General features: G+C 34.8%; 15 protein-coding genes. 6 read left to right on the top strand and 9 right to left on the bottom strand.

Going from position 1 to position 17,457, the window contains the following annotated elements; all coding sequences use genetic code 11:
- Positions 1-26: 26 nt before the first annotated feature.
- The 6 genes from C7D53_RS12350 to C7D53_RS12325 form a co-directional block, all read right to left on the bottom strand.
- Complete coding sequence (locus tag C7D53_RS12350; RefSeq protein ID WP_106916787.1) at positions 27-2,285, bottom strand: TonB-dependent receptor domain-containing protein; 2,259 nt, start codon at positions 2,283-2,285, stop codon at positions 27-29.
- Positions 2,286-2,328: 43 nt separating this feature from the next.
- Entirely contained in the window at positions 2,329-4,560 is a 2,232-nt protein-coding gene (locus tag C7D53_RS12345; protein ID WP_106916786.1) for an outer membrane beta-barrel family protein, read from the bottom strand.
- Between the two features lie 244 nt (positions 4,561-4,804).
- On the bottom strand, positions 4,805-5,143 hold the full coding sequence (locus C7D53_RS12340) for a DUF3817 domain-containing protein (RefSeq protein ID WP_106916785.1): 339 nt from the start codon (positions 5,141-5,143) through the stop codon (positions 4,805-4,807).
- A gap of 84 nt (positions 5,144-5,227) precedes the next feature.
- A complete protein-coding gene (gene nadD, locus C7D53_RS12335; RefSeq protein ID WP_106916784.1) occupies positions 5,228-5,812 on the bottom strand; it encodes a nicotinate (nicotinamide) nucleotide adenylyltransferase in 585 nt (194 codons plus the stop codon).
- Positions 5,813-5,930: 118 nt separating this feature from the next.
- Positions 5,931-7,643 (bottom strand): single-stranded-DNA-specific exonuclease RecJ, encoded by a 1,713-nt coding sequence (gene recJ / locus C7D53_RS12330; RefSeq protein ID WP_106916783.1) that lies wholly within the window; start codon positions 7,641-7,643, stop codon positions 5,931-5,933.
- Between the two features lie 80 nt (positions 7,644-7,723).
- Complete coding sequence (locus C7D53_RS12325; protein ID WP_106916782.1) at positions 7,724-8,749, bottom strand: hypothetical protein; 1,026 nt, start codon at positions 8,747-8,749, stop codon at positions 7,724-7,726.
- A gap of 93 nt (positions 8,750-8,842) precedes the next feature.
- On the opposite strand from C7D53_RS12325, the gene C7D53_RS12320 reads away from it, so the two are divergent.
- Positions 8,843-9,655, top strand: coding sequence for a M48 family metallopeptidase (locus tag C7D53_RS12320; protein WP_106916781.1), 813 nt, complete (start codon positions 8,843-8,845; stop codon positions 9,653-9,655).
- Positions 9,656-9,736: 81 nt separating this feature from the next.
- Here the strand turns inward: C7D53_RS12320 and C7D53_RS12315 are convergent, their stop codons facing one another.
- Positions 9,737-11,359: an ABC-F family ATP-binding cassette domain-containing protein gene (locus tag C7D53_RS12315; RefSeq protein WP_106916780.1), complete on the bottom strand. Its 1,623-nt coding sequence runs from the start codon at positions 11,357-11,359 to the stop codon at positions 9,737-9,739.
- A gap of 121 nt (positions 11,360-11,480) precedes the next feature.
- Between C7D53_RS12315 and smpB the strand changes: the two genes are divergently transcribed.
- The 5 genes from smpB to C7D53_RS12290 all read left to right on the top strand — a co-directional run bounded on the left by smpB (position 11,481) and on the right by C7D53_RS12290 (position 16,308).
- Positions 11,481-11,939 (top strand): SsrA-binding protein SmpB, encoded by a 459-nt coding sequence (smpB, locus tag C7D53_RS12310; RefSeq protein ID WP_076597029.1) that lies wholly within the window; start codon positions 11,481-11,483, stop codon positions 11,937-11,939.
- Positions 11,940-12,016: 77 nt separating this feature from the next.
- Positions 12,017-13,534, top strand: a complete 1,518-nt coding sequence (locus C7D53_RS12305; RefSeq protein WP_106916779.1) for an OmpA family protein — start codon at positions 12,017-12,019, stop codon at positions 13,532-13,534.
- Positions 13,535-13,628: 94 nt separating this feature from the next.
- Positions 13,629-14,369, top strand: a complete 741-nt coding sequence (locus C7D53_RS12300) for a YebC/PmpR family DNA-binding transcriptional regulator (protein WP_106917115.1) — start codon at positions 13,629-13,631, stop codon at positions 14,367-14,369.
- A 142-nt stretch (positions 14,370-14,511) separates the two neighbouring features.
- Positions 14,512-15,336, top strand: a complete 825-nt coding sequence (locus tag C7D53_RS12295) for a UDP-2,3-diacylglucosamine diphosphatase (protein ID WP_106917114.1) — start codon at positions 14,512-14,514, stop codon at positions 15,334-15,336.
- Positions 15,337-16,308 (top strand): glycosyltransferase family protein, encoded by a 972-nt coding sequence (locus tag C7D53_RS12290; protein ID WP_106916778.1) that lies wholly within the window; start codon positions 15,337-15,339, stop codon positions 16,306-16,308.
- Here the strand turns inward: C7D53_RS12290 and C7D53_RS12285 are convergent.
- Together C7D53_RS12285 and C7D53_RS12280 are read right to left on the bottom strand one after the other, a co-directional pair.
- Complete coding sequence (locus C7D53_RS12285) at positions 16,297-16,587, bottom strand: GNAT family N-acetyltransferase (protein ID WP_106916777.1); 291 nt, start codon at positions 16,585-16,587, stop codon at positions 16,297-16,299. The genes C7D53_RS12290 and C7D53_RS12285 overlap by 12 nt on opposite strands.
- 118 nt (positions 16,588-16,705) lie before the next feature.
- Positions 16,706-17,455: an RDD family protein gene (locus tag C7D53_RS12280; RefSeq protein WP_106916776.1), complete on the bottom strand. Its 750-nt coding sequence runs from the start codon at positions 17,453-17,455 to the stop codon at positions 16,706-16,708.
- Positions 17,456-17,457: the final 2 nt, after the last annotated feature.

Raw genomic sequence — 17,457 nt, 5'->3', positions numbered from 1 at the left:
TGAGTTGAATATGAAGAAAGATTATTTTACTTTGTTCTACTCTTGATAGAGTCAGAAGCACCCTCAATATCTCTTACCTTTTTCAGTTTTTTATTTCCGAAGTTGTAAGTAAGGCTTACCGTTAAGCTTCTTGGGTATTGATTCTGGTGGATGTAATTTTTGTTTCCATTGTCTTGGATGTCATCAATGACTACAATATTGGTTCTTAAGACATCATTTACATTGACTGCAAAAGTCCAGTCGTTCCAATTTTTCTTGATGCTAAGATCTAAACTTGATAAACTTCGTAGCATACCCAGTTCTATCTGCTGCTTGTCTATGAAGAAAAAGTTAACTCCAAGGAACCATGTTTTCGCTTTATCAAGACGGATGGTATTGTTCGTTTGAATCAAAATACTGGTAGAGTTGGTCTTATTAATATAGGTGACAAATTCTCCTTTCTCATTTTTGAAACGGTCCCCAGTAGTGGGATCCATATCCAAGCTTCCATTGTTTCTGTTATGTTGAATACCGATGCTGAAATTCGTAGTCAAATATTGTTTGAAGAATGATTTCTGGATTCCTACCATGGCAGACATTTCCTGCTTATCTCCAAAATTGGTTCTGATGTATCTTAAGGCAAGATTTTCTCCTAGCTCCCCATTAGGCTTCTCGGGATAACCTTGTAACGGGACCTGAGTGATGGCATCTTTAATATAAGAATGGTTTAAAACTACAAAATAAGAGTTTTTATACATATAAGTCAGTTCCTGATTATAAGTAGAAGAAGCCTTTACAAAAGGGTTGTTTTGAGTGTAATTATCATCAGTCAGTTTATTTACCACCGGATTTATTTCCCAGAAGCTAGGTCTTCTCATCCTGCTTGAAAAGGAGTAGGAAATATTGTTTTTATCATTGATGGCATAGTTAAGACTCATATAAGGAAGAAAATTGTTATAGTTTCTTTCAATTCTTTTAAGAGCTTCTGTTGGCGGATTATCTGAGGTTCCTAAACTGTTGGTAATCTCATATCGGGTTCCTATTTTTCCGGAAAATTTATCCGAAAACTTCTTTTCGGCAGTTACATAAAAGCCATAAATGTTTTCATCATAAATAAAGTGGTTAGGTGCTAATTTCGGTTCTTTTTCAGGATCAATAAAATAAGTGTCACTTTTAGTATCGTTATCTGTTTTTGTTTTGTTATAATTTCCACCTACAGAAATAGTAAGATCATTTTTAAATTTCTGGATGTAATCTACCATTCCGGAGAAATTGTTAATGATCTGCGGAAGGTCCTGAAACATCTGGATAGATTTATCTCTATAGTCTAGCTTTCTATTGATATCGGATTTATAAGTGATATTGTCTGTAACCTGAAATCTTTTATAATTCAGATAAGCTGCATTTACATTTAACTTGCTTCCTAGGGAATCTGTTTTTAACTCATAGTTTAAATTGAGCGAGTTATTATAGGTTCTCGCATCCTCTTTATTTTTAGACCATGTGTATTGGGGGCCCTCTTTATTAACAATTGTATTGAAAAGTGATACCGTTGAATTATAGCTCTTGTTGGCCCATGTATTCCATGATAAAGCCAGGTTACTATTATCATTCAACTGATAATCAATGTTCAGATAACCTCCGATATTTTTGTTTGGATCGGTGATATCACCGGTTGATTCATTTGAAGCATTGTCACTGCTGTTTCTTAAAGTATAGGTTTGAGCCTGAATGTTTTCCCCACCGCTGAGGTTGGCACTAATTCCCAGTTTGTCTTTTCTATAATTGGCAGAGAAACTTGCCTGGCTGGCATTGTATTTACTTTGAGTATTAGAGAATCTCATGTTTCCGTTAAGGCCATCACTCATCTTTTTCTTTAAGACAATATTGATAATCCCATCAGAAGACTCCACCTGAAACTCACTTCCCGGCACTGTAATTACCTCAATTTTCTGGATGTTTTCGGCCGGTGTATTTTTGAGGAATTGCGCCAGAGACTCTGCATCCATATTGGATTTTCTTCCGTTGATATAAACTAATACATTGTTTTTTCCTGCAATTTTTAATGTTTTATCATCAGTTGAAGATAACAATGGCGTTTGTTTCAAAAGATCAAAAGTAGTATTTCCTTTCGCTATAGGAGAAGCAGCAACATCATATACAAAACGGTCACTTTGTTTTTTAAATACCTGTTTGGTGATGGTAATACCTTCTATATTTTTAGTTTTTGCCGTGTCTGATTTCTTTTCCTGAGCAAAAGCACAGGTACCGAATATGACAGCTATTGACAAAAGTATACGTTTCATGTTTGTTTTTTTAGAGTGGTTAAGTGAGATAAGTTTTTATAGATTAGGTTCTTGATTTTACAGCATCATTAGCTGATTTCATTTCCCTTGCTTTTTTCAGTTTCTGATTTCCAAAATTGTAGGTAACCCCAACACTAAATAATCTTGGATAATTGAAATTGGTTACATTGTTATAACTGCCATGAGGCTGTACTCCTTCAATCTTATAGAAATTCTGATTGAATACATCATATAATTCTACTAGCACCGTCCAGTCTCCAACTATTTTCTTTACACTAAAATCAAGGCTTTGTCTTACTCCCATCATTCCCCCTTCTGTTGCAGCTCTGCTGGCTATAAAATAATTAACTCCCAGAAACCAATCCTTTTTAGAAGAAAGACGGATGTTATTATTAAGCGTAGCGCTTATATTGTAGTTTTTAATATCAAGAACATAGGCTTCCAACTCTTCTGTTTCCCCAGCTGCAGGGATGGAGGTAGGATCCTTTGTTACACTACCATTGAACGTTGTATATCCAAGATTCACAGAATAATTGGTGGTCCAGATATCTTTAAACCAGGATTTGTTCATTCCCAATGTTAATCCTAATTCTCTGCTGTTGCCATAGTTGGTTCTTATATATCGAAGAAACTTTACTTTTTCTGTAATAGGATTTCCATTCTCATCCTCTTTAGTTCGGGTTAAAGTTCCTCTTAATGGTAGCTGGCTGGAAGCATCGTCTATCATTGTGAAACTAAGATTGGCATAAAATGCATTTTTATACATATAATTCAGTTCCTGATTATAGAACTTTGAAGCCAATATAAATGGGTTATTCTGAGTATAGTTATTAGGAGTAAAATACATTCTCGATGGGTTCAGTTCCCAGAATCTAGGTCTTCTGATTCTGCTGGAGAATGTATAGCTTAGATTATGATCCGAACTGATGGCATAGTTCAGGTTCAGGTAAGGTAAGAGATTGTTGTAGTTTCTTTCAAATCCTGTTTTTCCAAGAATATCTCCCGTGCTTTTGGTCATTTCGTATCTAAGGCCTGCTTTTCCGGAAATTTTTTCAGTCAGCTTTCTCTCATAATTGATGTAAGCTCCCAGAATTTGTTCCTTATAAATGAAGTGATTGGTTTGTGCCGGATTATCCACGAATGTTGTTCCGTTAAAAACATCCTGTCTGGTATCATTATCCGTATTGGTATGGTTGTAGCTCACTCCCATCAACCATGTTGCACCCTTAGCCGTCTTTTTCAAATAATCAATATTGGCAGCATAGTTATTAATAATCTGTGGTACAGATTGATGCAAAGCTGAATACCTGTTGTTCACATCCTCATACAAAGGAAAACTTTCATTAAAACTTACTTTATCCCTGTTGAACCACAAGTACGAAACATTAGATGTAAGTTTACTTCCCAGAGAATCAATCTTTATTTCATAATTTAAATTAAATGAATGATTTCTGGTTTGTGCATTTTCATTATTAATCGTTCTGTTCGTTAAAACTCCATCTTGCCAGTTCATCATTTCCAGAACAGAGTTGAAGCTTTTATTGTATCTCATATTGTAAGAGAATCCCAAACTCTGCTTTTTGTTAATCTCATAATCAAGATTAATACCTCCTCCATAGTTATTGTTAGGATCAGCATTATAACCATAAGACTCATTTCTGAACGTTGGGTCCCCGTTGGATAATCTATATTTCTCTCTGTCTGTCCAGTTTCCTACTCTTACATTTGAGTTCCCAGACCATTTTCCTTGTCTGAAATTGAATGAACCTCCAGCCGAAGGATTATTATAATAACCATGCTCATTCTGCATTTTCATAGTTCCATTGTAGCCGTTGTTTCTGCTTTTTTTCATCACAATATTGATGACACCTTCCTTAGATTCCACCTGGAATTCACTTCCCGGAACAGTTATTACCTCAATTTTCTGAATATCTTCCGATGGAGTAGACTTTAGCATTTCAATTAATGCCTCAGCATCCATATTCGTTTTTTTATTGTTGATATAGATAACCGCGTCAGATTTACCCAAAATCTTCAACGTTTTCCCATCCACACTAGAAATCATTGGAGTTTGTTTCAAGAGAGTAAATGTATTTGTTCCCTTAGCAATAGGAGAGGAAGCTACATCATATACCAAACGGTCACCTTGTTTTTTGAAAACCTGCTTCTTGATATTTACTGCATCAATAGCATTTACTTTCACACTGTCTTTTTTCTGCTGAGCAGTAACAAATCCACTGAAAAATAGGGCTGCAATAAGAATTTGAGTTTTCATGATTATTATTTTTTAAATGTTAATAGCTTGTATGGTTTGTTATTTTACATTACAAAGATATATAATAAATTTAGTATTATGCAATACAAAGTACTTAAAAATATTTTTAATTTGTTATAAATGATTGATTTACAGTGTGTAAAATTTTAAATTAAATTATTGATTATTTGACCTTTCTGTATAATAAGACAACTGTAACAATAAATTTGTTACAGCAAAACATGAAATTTTATGAAAAATAGATTTATTCTCTGTCGAATTTAGCCAGTTTTTTATCAACCCAAATCGTTGCAAATGGGAAAAAAGCAGCTAATAAAGCAAAAACAAAATCTTCATCATCCCAGTTGTAAATTTTTCTTGCAGGAAGACAAAGTAGAAGATAAAGGGTGAAAAATAACCCGTGCAAGCTACCAATAATACTGATGAAGATAATAGAATATAAATTTTCATCATAACGGATCCAGATCATCGCAACACAGTATAGTAAAAAACATGAAATAGCTTCCGCAAGACATACCTGCTTAAACCATTTGATCATTTTTTCCTGAGAATATTTTGAGAAAAATTTTTCGATGAAGTCCATTTCTTAAGGTTGTGAGGTGAGAGTTAAAAGCAAGAGTCTTTCTCTGGCTTTATAGTTTTGTTCTCTCATTTCTGATTTACAAAATTACTTATAAAAATTACTTCCATCCAAATATTCAAAAACTTCAGGTGGCAGCATTGGTCTTACATTTTTGCCATCTTTAATCATATTGCGGATTTCAGTAGCGGAAAGCTCTATCACAGGCGCTTTTATCAGAGATATGTTCTCATGCTGAAGATAGTCAGAATCTTTCTTTTCCCCATCAAAAACCCTTGGATAAACAATAATATGATGATTCTTGATAAGAGTATCATAATTTTTCCATTTGTGAAGGCTCTTCAGATTATCCTCACCCATAATCAGACTAAAGGAATAATCAGGATGTTTCTCATGAAGATAAGTGAGTGTATCAATCGTATAGCTCGGCTGTGGAAGAGAAAATTCAACATTGGAAGCACGCATATTCGGATAATTTTTTACAGCAAGCTGCACCATATCCAGTCTGTTATGGTCTTTCAATAAAGATTTTTTATCCTTAAACGGATTTTGTGGGCTTACTACAAACCACAACTCATCCATGTCAGAATTTTCAAGAATATAATTGGCCAAAATAAGATGTCCAATGTGTATTGGATTAAAAGATCCGAAGAATAGACCGATTTTTTTCATTTTTTGTTGGGTAATAGGTAGCAAGCATGGAGCAGTGGTTAGGAATATCAATATTTTGATCAGAATTTTATAGGGGTTCAGACTTTCATTACCTGGAACCTAAATCCTGCAGCCTTATTTACTCCCTAAACTTTACGTCCTTTATATTAAGATAATGAGTTACATTGCCTTTCCAATGATTTTCCTCCAGGGTAAAAGCAATATCAAAATTTTTATTTTTAAAATCCTCTACAAACTGGCCAAGCTTAAAGCCTACGCATTCAATATTTCGTCCCGTAGATTCCTGCTTGATATAAAACTTCATATGGTTATTGTCTTTCCCCATAGTCTTTACATATCCAGATAGCTTTTGATCAGTTAATGTAAAAATAGGTTTCATATTGTGGGGCCCGAAAGGAGCAAGTTTTCTGTGGAAATTAATAAACTCCCTGTTGATTTCATCAATTTTAATTTCAGAATCAATCGTAATGGATGGCTCCTTTTGGTGTTCCTTGATCTTTTCAGAAACAATTTTTTCAAATTTTTCCTTGAATGCTTCAAACTTATCCTTTTCCATAGACAGTCCTGCCGCAGCATGATGTCCACCGAATTTCAGGAAATATTCCGAACACATATCAAGAGCTTCATGAACATCAAAATCTGAAACGGATCTTGCAGAAGCAACCATTTCCCCATTATTACCATCCGTAAAGACCAGTGTTGGTTTATAATAGGTTTCAATAAGTCTTGAAGCCACAATCCCTATGACCCCTTTGTTCCATTCAGGATGATAAACAATAGTGGAGTGTTTGGTTTCCTGCTGAGATTCCATAATTTGATTCAAAGCAGAAAGAGTAGAGTTCATATCCAATTCACGCCTTTCATCGTTCAGGTTCATGATGTCATGAACAATTTGGTGGGCATGCTTCAGGTTATCAGACACCATAAGTTCCACAGCGGCTTTACCATGTGAAATTCTTCCGGCAGCGTTTATTTTAGGTGCAATTTCAAAAACAATATTTGAAATTTCAAAATGAGAAAGCTTATCCTCAGGAATCAAAAGCCTTAATCCAAGATTTCTGGTCTTTCTAAGAGTTTTTAGCCCCATTTTAGCAAGAACCCTGTTTTCACCAGTCATCGAAACAATATCTGCGGCAATGGAGATCGCCAAAAGATCTGTTAGCTCAAACAATTCAGCATCTGGCAGCTTATAAATGGTATTTAATCCCTGGCAAAGCTTAAAGCCGACACCACATCCGGAAAGTTCCTTAAATGGATACCTACAGTCACTTCTTTTAGGATCAAGTACAGCCGCAGCATTGGGAATTTCGTCACCAGGAAGGTGGTGATCACAAATAATAAAGTCAATATCCAGGCTAGAGGCATAATTAATCATGTCAAGAGCCTTAATTCCACAGTCAAGAGCAATGATTAATGAAAAACCATTCTCCTTGGCAAAATCAATTCCCTCTGTGGAAATACCATATCCTTCAGAATTTCTGTCCGGAATATAATAATCCAAATATTTTTTCTCAACAATTTTGCTGAGGTAAAGGTACATTAAAGCAACTGCTGTAGTTCCATCTACATCATAATCACCATATACCAATATCTTTTCGCCATTTTCAATTGCAGTGGCAATACGCTCTACAGCTTTTTGCATGTCTGCCATTAAAAACGGACTGTGTATATCGTTAAGGTTTGGTTTGAAAAATTCTCTCGCCTTTTGATAATTGTCAATTCCTCTTAGAACGAGAATTTTAGATTCAAAAGTACCAAAACCAAGCGACGAACTTAGTCCGTCCACAATTTCCTCATCGGGTTCGGGCTTATAAATCCATTTTTGACTCATTTCACAAAAATAAGGAAAAAAGTTCTAAAAGCCTCTTTAAAAATCAGCAAATTAGATTTTAAAAAACAGCAGGAATAAGTCTAATAAAACTCATACTTATTTGTAAAAATAACGGTAGAATCTATTTTTCCATTCTTTTCTGAAATCATCTTTACAGGCATGTTATACTCATCCAAATCAAATTTTTCGAATGCTTTTTCATCGTTTTCCTGAGTAAAGCTATCATCAAAAATCAGTGTTTTTCCAAAGTATTTTCTTTTCTGGTTAAATTTATATTCCGTATTAGCCGTTTCAATAAGAGTAAATTTATCCTCAGAATATTCCGTTGTGGTTTGAGTTAAATTCTTTTCCTCATCATATTCTTTTGTGATCTTTTTATTGTCTTTATATTCAATGAAATAAGAGTTGTCATAATAGATTTTACCCTGATCTAAAACAGTCTTTGACATTAATTGATTTGAGTCATTAAATTGATACACACTATGGAAATCATGATTTGAAGGCTGATCCTTGTGGAATGCTTTTACTAGCTTTCTATTAAAATCATATTCAAAAACATAGGCGCTTTTATTCTTTTTATTATTCAGTTTCAGAATATTTTTATCCTTGTCAAAATCTTCGGGTTTTAGTAAACTTTCGATATATCTCCAGGCATTTTCATTGCCTCCGATTATTGGAATTCCTGTGCTGTTTACAAGGATTATATTTCCTACAGCATCATAATGATATTCATTTAAACTTGCACCAGTATTAGAGTGTAGAATAAGGGTTTTGACCGGCTGGTTTTTATCATTGTAAATATTTCTTTCAATAATAGTCAGGTATTTTCCATCCCAGTTTTCACTTACATATTGTCGGTAATATTTATAGATCAAATTTCCGTTTTTATCATACTCTAAAATATTAAGATATTCTCCATTGCTTTTTTGCTCCAGTCTTTTTAAGTTTTTGGGATAGGTTGATGATGTAAAATTGACATTAAACGGTAGATTATAACTAGTAGAGGTCATCATTACATCTTCATAATCAGGCATATTATATTTCATTTTTTCCTGCCCGGTGAATAGAGAAAAGAAGAATATAGTAAAAAGGTAAATGGCTTTCATTTTTTCGTTTAAAATTAAAAAAAACAGAGTTTACTTTTTAAACTTTATTATTGTTGAAAAATGGTTATCTTCGTCCTCCAAATTTAAATGACTATGAAAAAAATTATCGTGTGCCTTTCACTTTTAGGGGCAATGAATTCGATCAGTGCACAAAAAATTAATCTTGGTAAAGCTGCCGGAATAGTTTCAAATGGTGCTAAAGCCTTAACTTTTACGAACGAAGATGCAGTTAAATTATCCAAAGAATCAGTAGATTGGATGGATAAAAACAACGCGGTAGCAGGACCGAAAGATCCATATACCGTAAGACTGAACAAACTGTTTGGAAAACACAAATCTCAAGACGGTCTGAACCTAAACTACAAAGTGTATAAAGTGAAAGATATCAATGCTTTTGCTTGTGCAGACGGTAGTGTACGTGTGTTTTCATCTTTAATGGATATCATGACAGATAATGAGCTGCTAGCTGTAATCGGTCACGAAATTGGCCACGTAAAGAATGAAGATACAAAAGATGCTATGAAATCTGCTTATTTAAAAGCAGCAGCATTAGATGCGGCTTCTTCTGCTTCCAACGCCGTAGCTACTCTTAATGATAGCCAGGTGGGTAAGATGGCGAATGCATTTTTAGATGCTTCTCACAGTAAGAAACAGGAGTCTGAAGCAGATACTTATTCATACGACTTCATGAAAGCCAATAAATATGATGTAGTAGGAGCTTATACAGCTTTCAAAAAACTGGCATTGCTTTCACAGGGAAGTACACAGACCGGTTTTGAAAAAATGTTCAACTCTCACCCTGATAGTGAGAAAAGAGCACAGGCAATCAAGAAAAGAGCAGAAAAGGATGGATTATGGAAAGATCCGGGAACTGTTGCTCTTCCAACAGCAAAACTTACAAAATAATTATTTTATTTATTGTTGAAAATAAAATACCTCAAAGCACTGCTTTGAGGTATTTTTATTTGATTCCGTATTCAGATCAGATTAAGAATACATTTTTTCTCTTAATTCTTTTACCTTTTTGTCTGCAAGGTATTCGTCATAAGTCATTTCTCTATCGATGATTCCGCTAGGAGTCAATTCGATGATTCTGTTACAGACAGTTGAAAGCATTTCGTGGTCATGAGATGCCAATAAAAGATTTCCTTTAAAGTTAGACAATGAGTTGTTCAAAGTAGTAATACTTTCAAGGTCTAAGTGGTTGGTAGGCTCATCTAATAAAAGAACGTTAGCTTTCTGAAGCATCATTCTACTGAACATACATCTCATTTTTTCACCTCCTGAAAGTACTTTACAAGACTTCAAAGCTTCATCACCAGAGAAAAGCATTCTTCCTAAGAATCCTCTTACAAATTCTTCGTGACGCTCCTCATCATTTTTAGTGAATTGTCTCAACCAATCTACCAAGCTTAAATCCTCTTGGAAGAAGTTCGTATTATCTAAAGGCATGTGAGACTGGTTTGTAGTAACTCCCCAAGCAACATTTCCTTTGTCTGCTTCAACATTTCCAGCCAGGATTTCGAAAAATTCTGTGATAGCCAAAGAGTTTTTCGAAAGAACTGCTACTTTATCTCCTTTTTTAAGATTTAAATCAATGTTAGAGAATAATAGTTCACCGTCTTTTGTTTTTTCAAGACCTTTTACATCCAAGATTTGATCTCCTGCTTCTCTTTCCATTTCGAAAATAATAGCCGGATATCTTCTTGAAGATGGTTTAATATCGTCAATGTTTAATTTGTCGATCATCTTCTTTCTTGCAGTAGCTTGTTTTGCCTTAGCAACGTTAGAGCTAAATCTGGCAATGAAGTCCTGAAGTTCTTTTTTCTTCTCTTCAGCTTTCTTGTTAGCCTGAGCTCTTTGTCTTGTTGCCAACTGAGAAGCCTGGTACCAGAAAGAGTAGTTACCTGTGTAAAGGTTAAGTTTAGCATAATCCAAGTCACCGATGTGGGTACATACCGTATCTAAGAAGTGACGGTCGTGAGATACCACAATTACAGTGTTTTCATAATCAGCAAGGAAGTCCTCTAACCAAGAAATTGTATCAATGTCAAGGTCATTGGTAGGTTCATCCAGAATCAATACATCAGGATTTCCGAAAAGTGCCTGAGCCAAAAGAACTTTTACTTTGTCCTTATTCTCAAGTTCACTCATCATCTGCCAGTGCATATCATCTTTGATACCTACGTTTGAAAGCATGGTTTGTGCATCAGGTTCAGCAGTCCATCCTCCCATTTCATCATAGATTACACCTAGTTCACCAGCTTTAATTCCGTCTTCATCAGAGAAATCTTCTTTTGCGTATAACGCATCCATTTCCTCCTTTATCTCAAATAATTTTTTGTTACCTCTTAAAACAGCTTCAAGAACAGTATACTGATCAAAAGCAAAGTGATCCTGCTCCAAAACAGACATTCTTTTTCCTGGTTCCAAAGATACATGTCCTGTTGTTGGATCCTGCTTTCCTGTTAATATTTTAAGGAATGTAGACTTTCCTGCACCGTTTGCTCCGATAATCCCGTAGCAGTTTCCTTTGGTAAACATAATATTTACCTCGTCAAAAAGAACTCTTTTCCCGAATTGTAAAGATAAGTTAGATACTGTTAACATATAGTTTTGTAAATTTGGCGCAAAATTACGAAAAGAATTTGGGTATTTTGTAATATTATAATAGTCAAGTTTTTAAATGTATCGTATTTTTTATATATTTCATTAACGAAATTTTAAAATGATGAAGATTGAAAAAACAGTTAGCATATTAAATAAAAGGGCCCGTTTTGAATATGAGATTCTTGAAGAATACGAAGCAGGAATGGTTTTGACGGGTACAGAAATAAAATCTTTACGTTCCTCCAAAGCATCCATTACAGAATCGTTCTGTCAGTTTATTGATGGGGAGTTATACATTATAAATATGATGATTGACGAGTATAAATTAGGAACTTTTTACAATCATAAAACAAAAAGGGAACGGAAATTGCTCTTGCACAAAAAAGAATTACAGAAACTTGAAAAAAAGTTAAAGGATGCCGGGAACACTATCGTACCCCTAAAGTTATATATCACTGATCGAGGTAAAGCAAAAGTGCTGATAGCACTTGGTAGAGGGAAAAAACTTTTCGATAAAAGGGAGGCGATAAAAGATAGAGAAAATAAACGGAACCTGGACAGAATATTAAAGAAAAGTTAAAAATCATTTGAAAAACTTTGTATATAAAGAAAAATTATATTTATTTTGCATTATCAATTATTTAATCATTTAATTCTATGAAAAATCTAAAATTAGGAATTTCAGCATTGGCACTTACTGTTGCTTCTACTGTTTTCGCGCAGACTACCAACAATCCGTGGTTAATCGGGGTTGGTGCTCATGCAGAAAACCATGTAGCAGTTAGAGATGGCTTCAGTAATACGTTCGCTGCTAAAAATTTAACAAAGAGATTGTTCAATGTGAACAATTACTCTATTACACCTCCTTTATCTAAGTTAACAGTTGCTAGAAACATTGGAAAAGGTTTAGTTATCGACTGGCAAACTTCTGTTGGAAATGTTGAAAACAAAAGATTCAACATGGGGAAAGAATTTTTCCTAATGACAGGTATTGGTTTCCAGGCTAAAGCTGCAGGTCTTTTATGGAACGAAGAATCTTGGTTTGATCCATATTTAAGAGTTGGTGCTAACTACTTAAGACATGACTATACTGGACTTTCTTTCCCAAGAAATGCTGTTGATGCTGACGGTAATTTCATTGAAACTGTTAAGAACGGTAAAGATGGTAATGAGAACGGTAAAGCAAACCACTTTGCAGTTTCTACTGGTGCTGGTGCTAACTTCTGGGTAACTAAGAACTTCGGTCTTGGTATCCAAGGTGATTATGTATCAACTCCAGGTGACCACTCTACAGTTGCTAACTTCTGGCAAGCTTCTGCATCTATCTTATTTAGATTCGGAAACAGAGATAGAGATAAGGATGGTATCCTAGATAAAGATGACCTTTGTCCAGATACTCCAGGTTTACCAGAATTCCAAGGATGTCCTGATACTGACGGAGATGGAGTTCCAGATAAAGACGATCAGTGTCCAGATGTAGCTGGTCCAGTTGAAAACAACGGTTGTCCTTGGCCAGATACAGATGGTGACGGTGTTATCGACAAAGATGATGCTTGTCCTACAGTAGCAGGTCCTGCTGAAAACAACGGTTGTCCTTGGCCAGATCAAGACGGTGACGGTATCTTAGATAAAGATGATGCTTGTCCTACTGTTCCAGGTCTTCCAGAATACAACGGATGTCCTAAACCTAAGACTAAAACTGCTGAAGAAGTTGAAACTACATTCAAGAGTGTATTCTTCGATTTCAACAAAGCTACAATCAAAGCTGAGTCTGCAGGTGCATTAGATAGAGCTGCTGATATCATTAAGAAAGATGGAGGTAACTATCTATTAGAAGGTAGAACTGATGCTAAAGGTGCTGCTGCTTACAACTTGAAATTATCTAGAGAAAGAGCTGCTGCTGTAGTTGCTGCTTTAGATGCAAGAGGTGTAGATGCTAACGCTCTTAAATCAGTAGGTGTAGGTGCTACTAAAGCTACTATTCCTGCTAAAGCTACAGATGCTGAAAGACAAGTTGACAGAAAAGTAGTTGTAAAAGCTATTGAAAATGCTTCTGAGTGGAACGCAATCGCTAAGAAAGATTACGCTGATGCTCCAGTTAAGAAGAAAGCTGTTAAAAAAGCAACTAAAAAAGCTCCAGCTAAGAAAAAAGCTGTTGCTAAAAAGAAAAAATAATTAATTTTTCTAAATAATGAATACCTCCAATCTTTTGGAGGTATTTTTTTTTTGTAGACTTTTAAGTAATTTTGTTGAAAATTTTAAAAATAAAATGGGAAGAGCATTTGAATATAGAAAAGCTTCTAAAATGGCCAGATGGGATAAAATGGCCAAAACATTCTCTAAAATAGGTAAGGATATTGCATTAGCAGTAAAGGCTGGTGGGGTAGATCCTGAATCTAACCCGGCATTGAGAAGATGTATCCAGAATGCAAAAGGGGCTAATATGCCTAAAGATAATGTTGAAAGAGCAATTAAAAAAGCCAGCGGTGCTGATGCTGAAAACTATGAAGAGGTTACTTATGAAGGATACGGACAGGGAGGTGTCGCTTTTTTTGTAGAATGTACTACAAATAATACAACAAGAACGGTAGCCAACGTAAGGGCTGTTTTTAACAAGTTTGATGGTAACCTTGGGAAAAATGGTGAACTAGCATTTATCTTCGACAGAAAAGGTATTTTCACCATTGATTTGGCTCAAATCAAAATGGATTGGGATGAGTTCGAAATGGAAATGATTGATGGAGGTGCTGAAGATGTGGAAAAAGACGAAGAAGAAGTAATGATTACTACTGCTTTTGAAGACTTTGGTTCATTGTCTCATAAATTGGATGAGCTTGGTATTGAAGCAAAGAGTGCAGAATTACAAAGAATTCCAAACAATACAAAAGAAGTAAACGAAGAACAGTTTAAAGCAAATATGAAAATGCTTGAACGTTTCGAAGAGGATGATGATGTTCAGAACGTTTACCACAACATGGAAATTACAGAAGAGTTGATGAACTCTTTATAAAAAATAATATAGCATTCATATACAGTTAACTTTCAATTAGTTTCTTTGTATAAAACTATGAAATGCCCTGAAGCACTTTTTTAAATAATAAAAAGCATTGTGGCATTCCATTCGGCAAAATAAAAAAGCTGAAAATATACGGATGAAAAGAAACGTTGAATTAGTTGTCATATCGGATGTTCATTTGGGAACTTATGGATGTAAGGCTAAAGAATTACTGAGGTATCTCAATTCTATTCAGCCTAAAACTTTGGTTTTGAATGGCGATATTATCGATATCTGGCAGTTCAAAAAGTCTTACTTCCCTAAACCTCATTTGAAAGTGATCAGAAAGATTCTTTCATTTGCTACCAAGAATACCGACGTTTACTATATTACAGGAAATCATGATGAGATGTTCCGGAAGTTTACCGATTTTGAACTTGGAAAGCTTAAGGTCTGTAATAAGATTTGTCTGACTATTGATCAAAAGAAAACCTGGATTTTTCATGGTGATGTTTTCGATGCATCAGTTCAGCATTCCAAATGGATTGCGAAGCTTGGTGGAAAGGGATATGATCTTTTAATCATCATCAATAACGTGGTGAACTGGTTCCTGGAAAAAATGGGTAAGGAAAAATATTCATTTTCAAAAAAAATCAAAAACAATGTAAAGAAAGCGGTAAAGTATATTGGAGACTTTGAATTAACTGCTTCTGAGCTAGCAATAGATAACCACTATGATTATGTAGTTTGTGGACATATTCACCAGCCGCAGATTAGAGAAGTTGTTAATAAAAAAGGGTCTTGTACTTATCTGAATTCCGGAGATTGGATTGAAAATCTATCAGCACTCGAATATAACGAGAATGAATGGAAGATCTTTTACTACGATGACCATAAACATTTACTGAAAGATGATGAAACAGAGGAAATTCAGGACATGGACAATTCTGCACTTTTAAAAATAGTAACTAATTTTACCTAAATGAAGATCTTGTATGCATTTCAAGGTACCGGAAATGGTCATGTGGCTAGAGCGCAGGAAATTATTCCAATTCTCAAAAAACATGCCTCAGTAGATACATTGATAAGTGGGCATCAATCGCAATTAAAGGCTGATTTTGACGTTAACTTCCAATACAAGGGTATTTCTCTTCTTTACAACAAAACAGGCGGTTTATCCTACCGTAAAACATTTACTGATAATAAATTCATTGAAGCAGCAAGAACGATAAGGGATCTTGAACTTTCAAAGTATGATCTGATCATTAATGATTATGAACCCTTAACCGGATGGGCTTCTAAATTGAAAAAGCTTCCGATGATAGAACTGAGCCATCAGGCATCCATGAGTTTTTCTGAAACCCCTAAACCTAAAAAGAAAGATTTTCTGGGAGAAATGATTTTGAAATATTATGTTCCCAGCGAAAGAAAAATAGGTTTTCACTTTGAAAATTATCATCCACAGATTAAGAAACCTGTGATCCGGAAAAAGATCAGAAACCTTAATCCTTATAAACAAGGCTATTACCTGGTTTATCTCCCAAGTTTTGCAGACGAAAATATCATTAAGGTTCTAAGGAAAATTCCTGTGGAGTGGAAAGTGTTTTCGAAATATAGTAAGGTACAGGTGAAAGTAAAAAATGTTGAAGTATTTCCTATTGATGAAATACAGTACCTAAAATACTTTGAAGGCTGTGAGGGAATTCTGTGTAATGCAGGTTTTGAAACCCCGGCTGAAGCTCTTTTCATGCATAAAAAACTATTTGTAATTCCTATCCATAATCAATATGAACAGGAATGCAATGCATGTGCCTTAGATACAATGGGAATTCCAAATTCTAAGGTTTTAAATTTACAGGAGATCATGGAGTGGGTAGCTGCTGACCATCACCTGGATGTAGATTATCCAAATGATATTGAAGATATTCTGCTGAATGAAGTTTTAATTCTTTAAAAAAATATCTTCCACATCACTCATTCTCGTCATTACTGATCTAGCGTAAGAACAGTGAGGGTAAACTTTCCAGTTGTTTTCTCTTGCAAACCTAATGGCTTCTTCCACTAGGTATTTTCCCATTCCTCTGCCCTCAAACTCAGGGTGAACAAGTACAAACGAAATGATAAACTTATGGTCTTCCGGGAAAATGGTATAGGTTAATCTTCCAACTTCTTTCACTTCGTTGTTAAGGGTAAGAAATCCACCGTTTCCGGATTTGTTGTTTTCAAAATTCATAACTTAAGGCTTTGCTGTTAATAAATATACGAAAATTATGAATAATAAATGATGGATTATTTTGTTGTCTTGTTTATTGCTTTACCATTAAAGTTCGCCATTCCCTATTTTAAAATCACTAATTATCTTTTCCTGTGTAATAGTTATAATCTTTAATAATGACATTAATAAACTGTTTTTCTGTCATTTTTGTAGGATCTATTTCCAGTTTTAGGATACTTTTGATCTTGTCGGAAAGTTTGCGGATGATTTGTCGGTCATCTATTTTTAAAGCTTTTGTATAATTATCCTTGATAATTCTCATGTCATTATCACTCAATGCAATAACCTGCGGAAATGAGGGGATATAATCTTCATGGATATTTTCCAAAATAGTGTGGGAAATATTGATGTTGTTCTTAAGTGAAATTACGGCGGTTCCGGAAGCTATATCTCCTAACCGCTGATTGTTTTTGGAAACAATCATAGAAATTAAACCCACAACGCCGGCAAAGGATACATCTACAAGCCTGAATACCCAACGGATCATATAATCTCCGAAACTAGCTTGATAGCCGTCAATTTTTACGACTCTTATCTTCATTAATTTTTTACCCGGAGTCTGCCCTTCCATTAAGCTTTCCAAAACAACAGGATAAATATAGGTAGGGAATGTAAGAATAATATATACCGCCATCACAGACCATTGATCCAGACCATTTAACAGGTACCCCAAATCAAAAACATTGAAGAATATATAAAGGACTATAATCACATAGGCAACCCTTATCAGAAGATCAATAATGAAGGCGAGCATTCTTTCTCCTACACTGGCAGTATTAAAGTTAATATTTACATTTTGTGAGGTATTTATCGCAATTTGAGACATAT

Origin of the sequence: Chryseobacterium aurantiacum, assembly GCF_003020585.1 — a bacterium.
Taxonomy (GTDB): domain Bacteria; phylum Bacteroidota; class Bacteroidia; order Flavobacteriales; family Weeksellaceae; genus Chryseobacterium; species Chryseobacterium aurantiacum.
Note: the sequence above shows the minus strand (reverse complement) of the source record. Positions and strands in the feature narration are given on the sequence as shown.

What these genes read in the sequence shown, in the direction of transcription:
- recJ (WP_106916783.1), bottom strand. Translation starts at nt 7,643, where the DNA reads ATGAGTCAAAAATGGATTTATAAGCCCGAACCCGATGAGGAAATTGTG.
- C7D53_RS12315 (WP_106916780.1), bottom strand. Translation starts at nt 11,359, where the DNA reads ATGTTAACAGTATCTAACTTATCTTTACAATTCGGGAAAAGAGTTCTT.
- C7D53_RS12285 (WP_106916777.1), bottom strand. Translation starts at nt 16,587, where the DNA reads ATGAATTTTGAAAACAACAAATCCGGAAACGGTGGATTTCTTACCCTT.
- C7D53_RS12300 (WP_106917115.1), top strand. Translation starts at nt 13,629, where the DNA reads ATGGGAAGAGCATTTGAATATAGAAAAGCTTCTAAAATGGCCAGATGG.
- C7D53_RS12320 (WP_106916781.1), top strand. Translation starts at nt 8,843, where the DNA reads ATGAAAAAAATTATCGTGTGCCTTTCACTTTTAGGGGCAATGAATTCG.
- nadD (WP_106916784.1), bottom strand. Translation starts at nt 5,812, where the DNA reads ATGAAAAAAATCGGTCTATTCTTCGGATCTTTTAATCCAATACACATT.
- C7D53_RS12350 (WP_106916787.1), bottom strand. Translation starts at nt 2,285, where the DNA reads ATGAAACGTATACTTTTGTCAATAGCTGTCATATTCGGTACCTGTGCT.
- C7D53_RS12280 (WP_106916776.1), bottom strand. Translation starts at nt 17,455, where the DNA reads ATGTCTCAAATTGCGATAAATACCTCACAAAATGTAAATATTAACTTT.
- C7D53_RS12290 (WP_106916778.1), top strand. Translation starts at nt 15,337, where the DNA reads ATGAAGATCTTGTATGCATTTCAAGGTACCGGAAATGGTCATGTGGCT.
- C7D53_RS12325 (WP_106916782.1), bottom strand. Translation starts at nt 8,749, where the DNA reads ATGAAAGCCATTTACCTTTTTACTATATTCTTCTTTTCTCTATTCACC.
- smpB (WP_076597029.1), top strand. Translation starts at nt 11,481, where the DNA reads ATGAAGATTGAAAAAACAGTTAGCATATTAAATAAAAGGGCCCGTTTT.
- C7D53_RS12345 (WP_106916786.1), bottom strand. Translation starts at nt 4,560, where the DNA reads ATGAAAACTCAAATTCTTATTGCAGCCCTATTTTTCAGTGGATTTGTT.
- C7D53_RS12295 (WP_106917114.1), top strand. Translation starts at nt 14,512, where the DNA reads ATGAAAAGAAACGTTGAATTAGTTGTCATATCGGATGTTCATTTGGGA.
- C7D53_RS12305 (WP_106916779.1), top strand. Translation starts at nt 12,017, where the DNA reads ATGAAAAATCTAAAATTAGGAATTTCAGCATTGGCACTTACTGTTGCT.
- C7D53_RS12340 (WP_106916785.1), bottom strand. Translation starts at nt 5,143, where the DNA reads ATGGACTTCATCGAAAAATTTTTCTCAAAATATTCTCAGGAAAAAATG.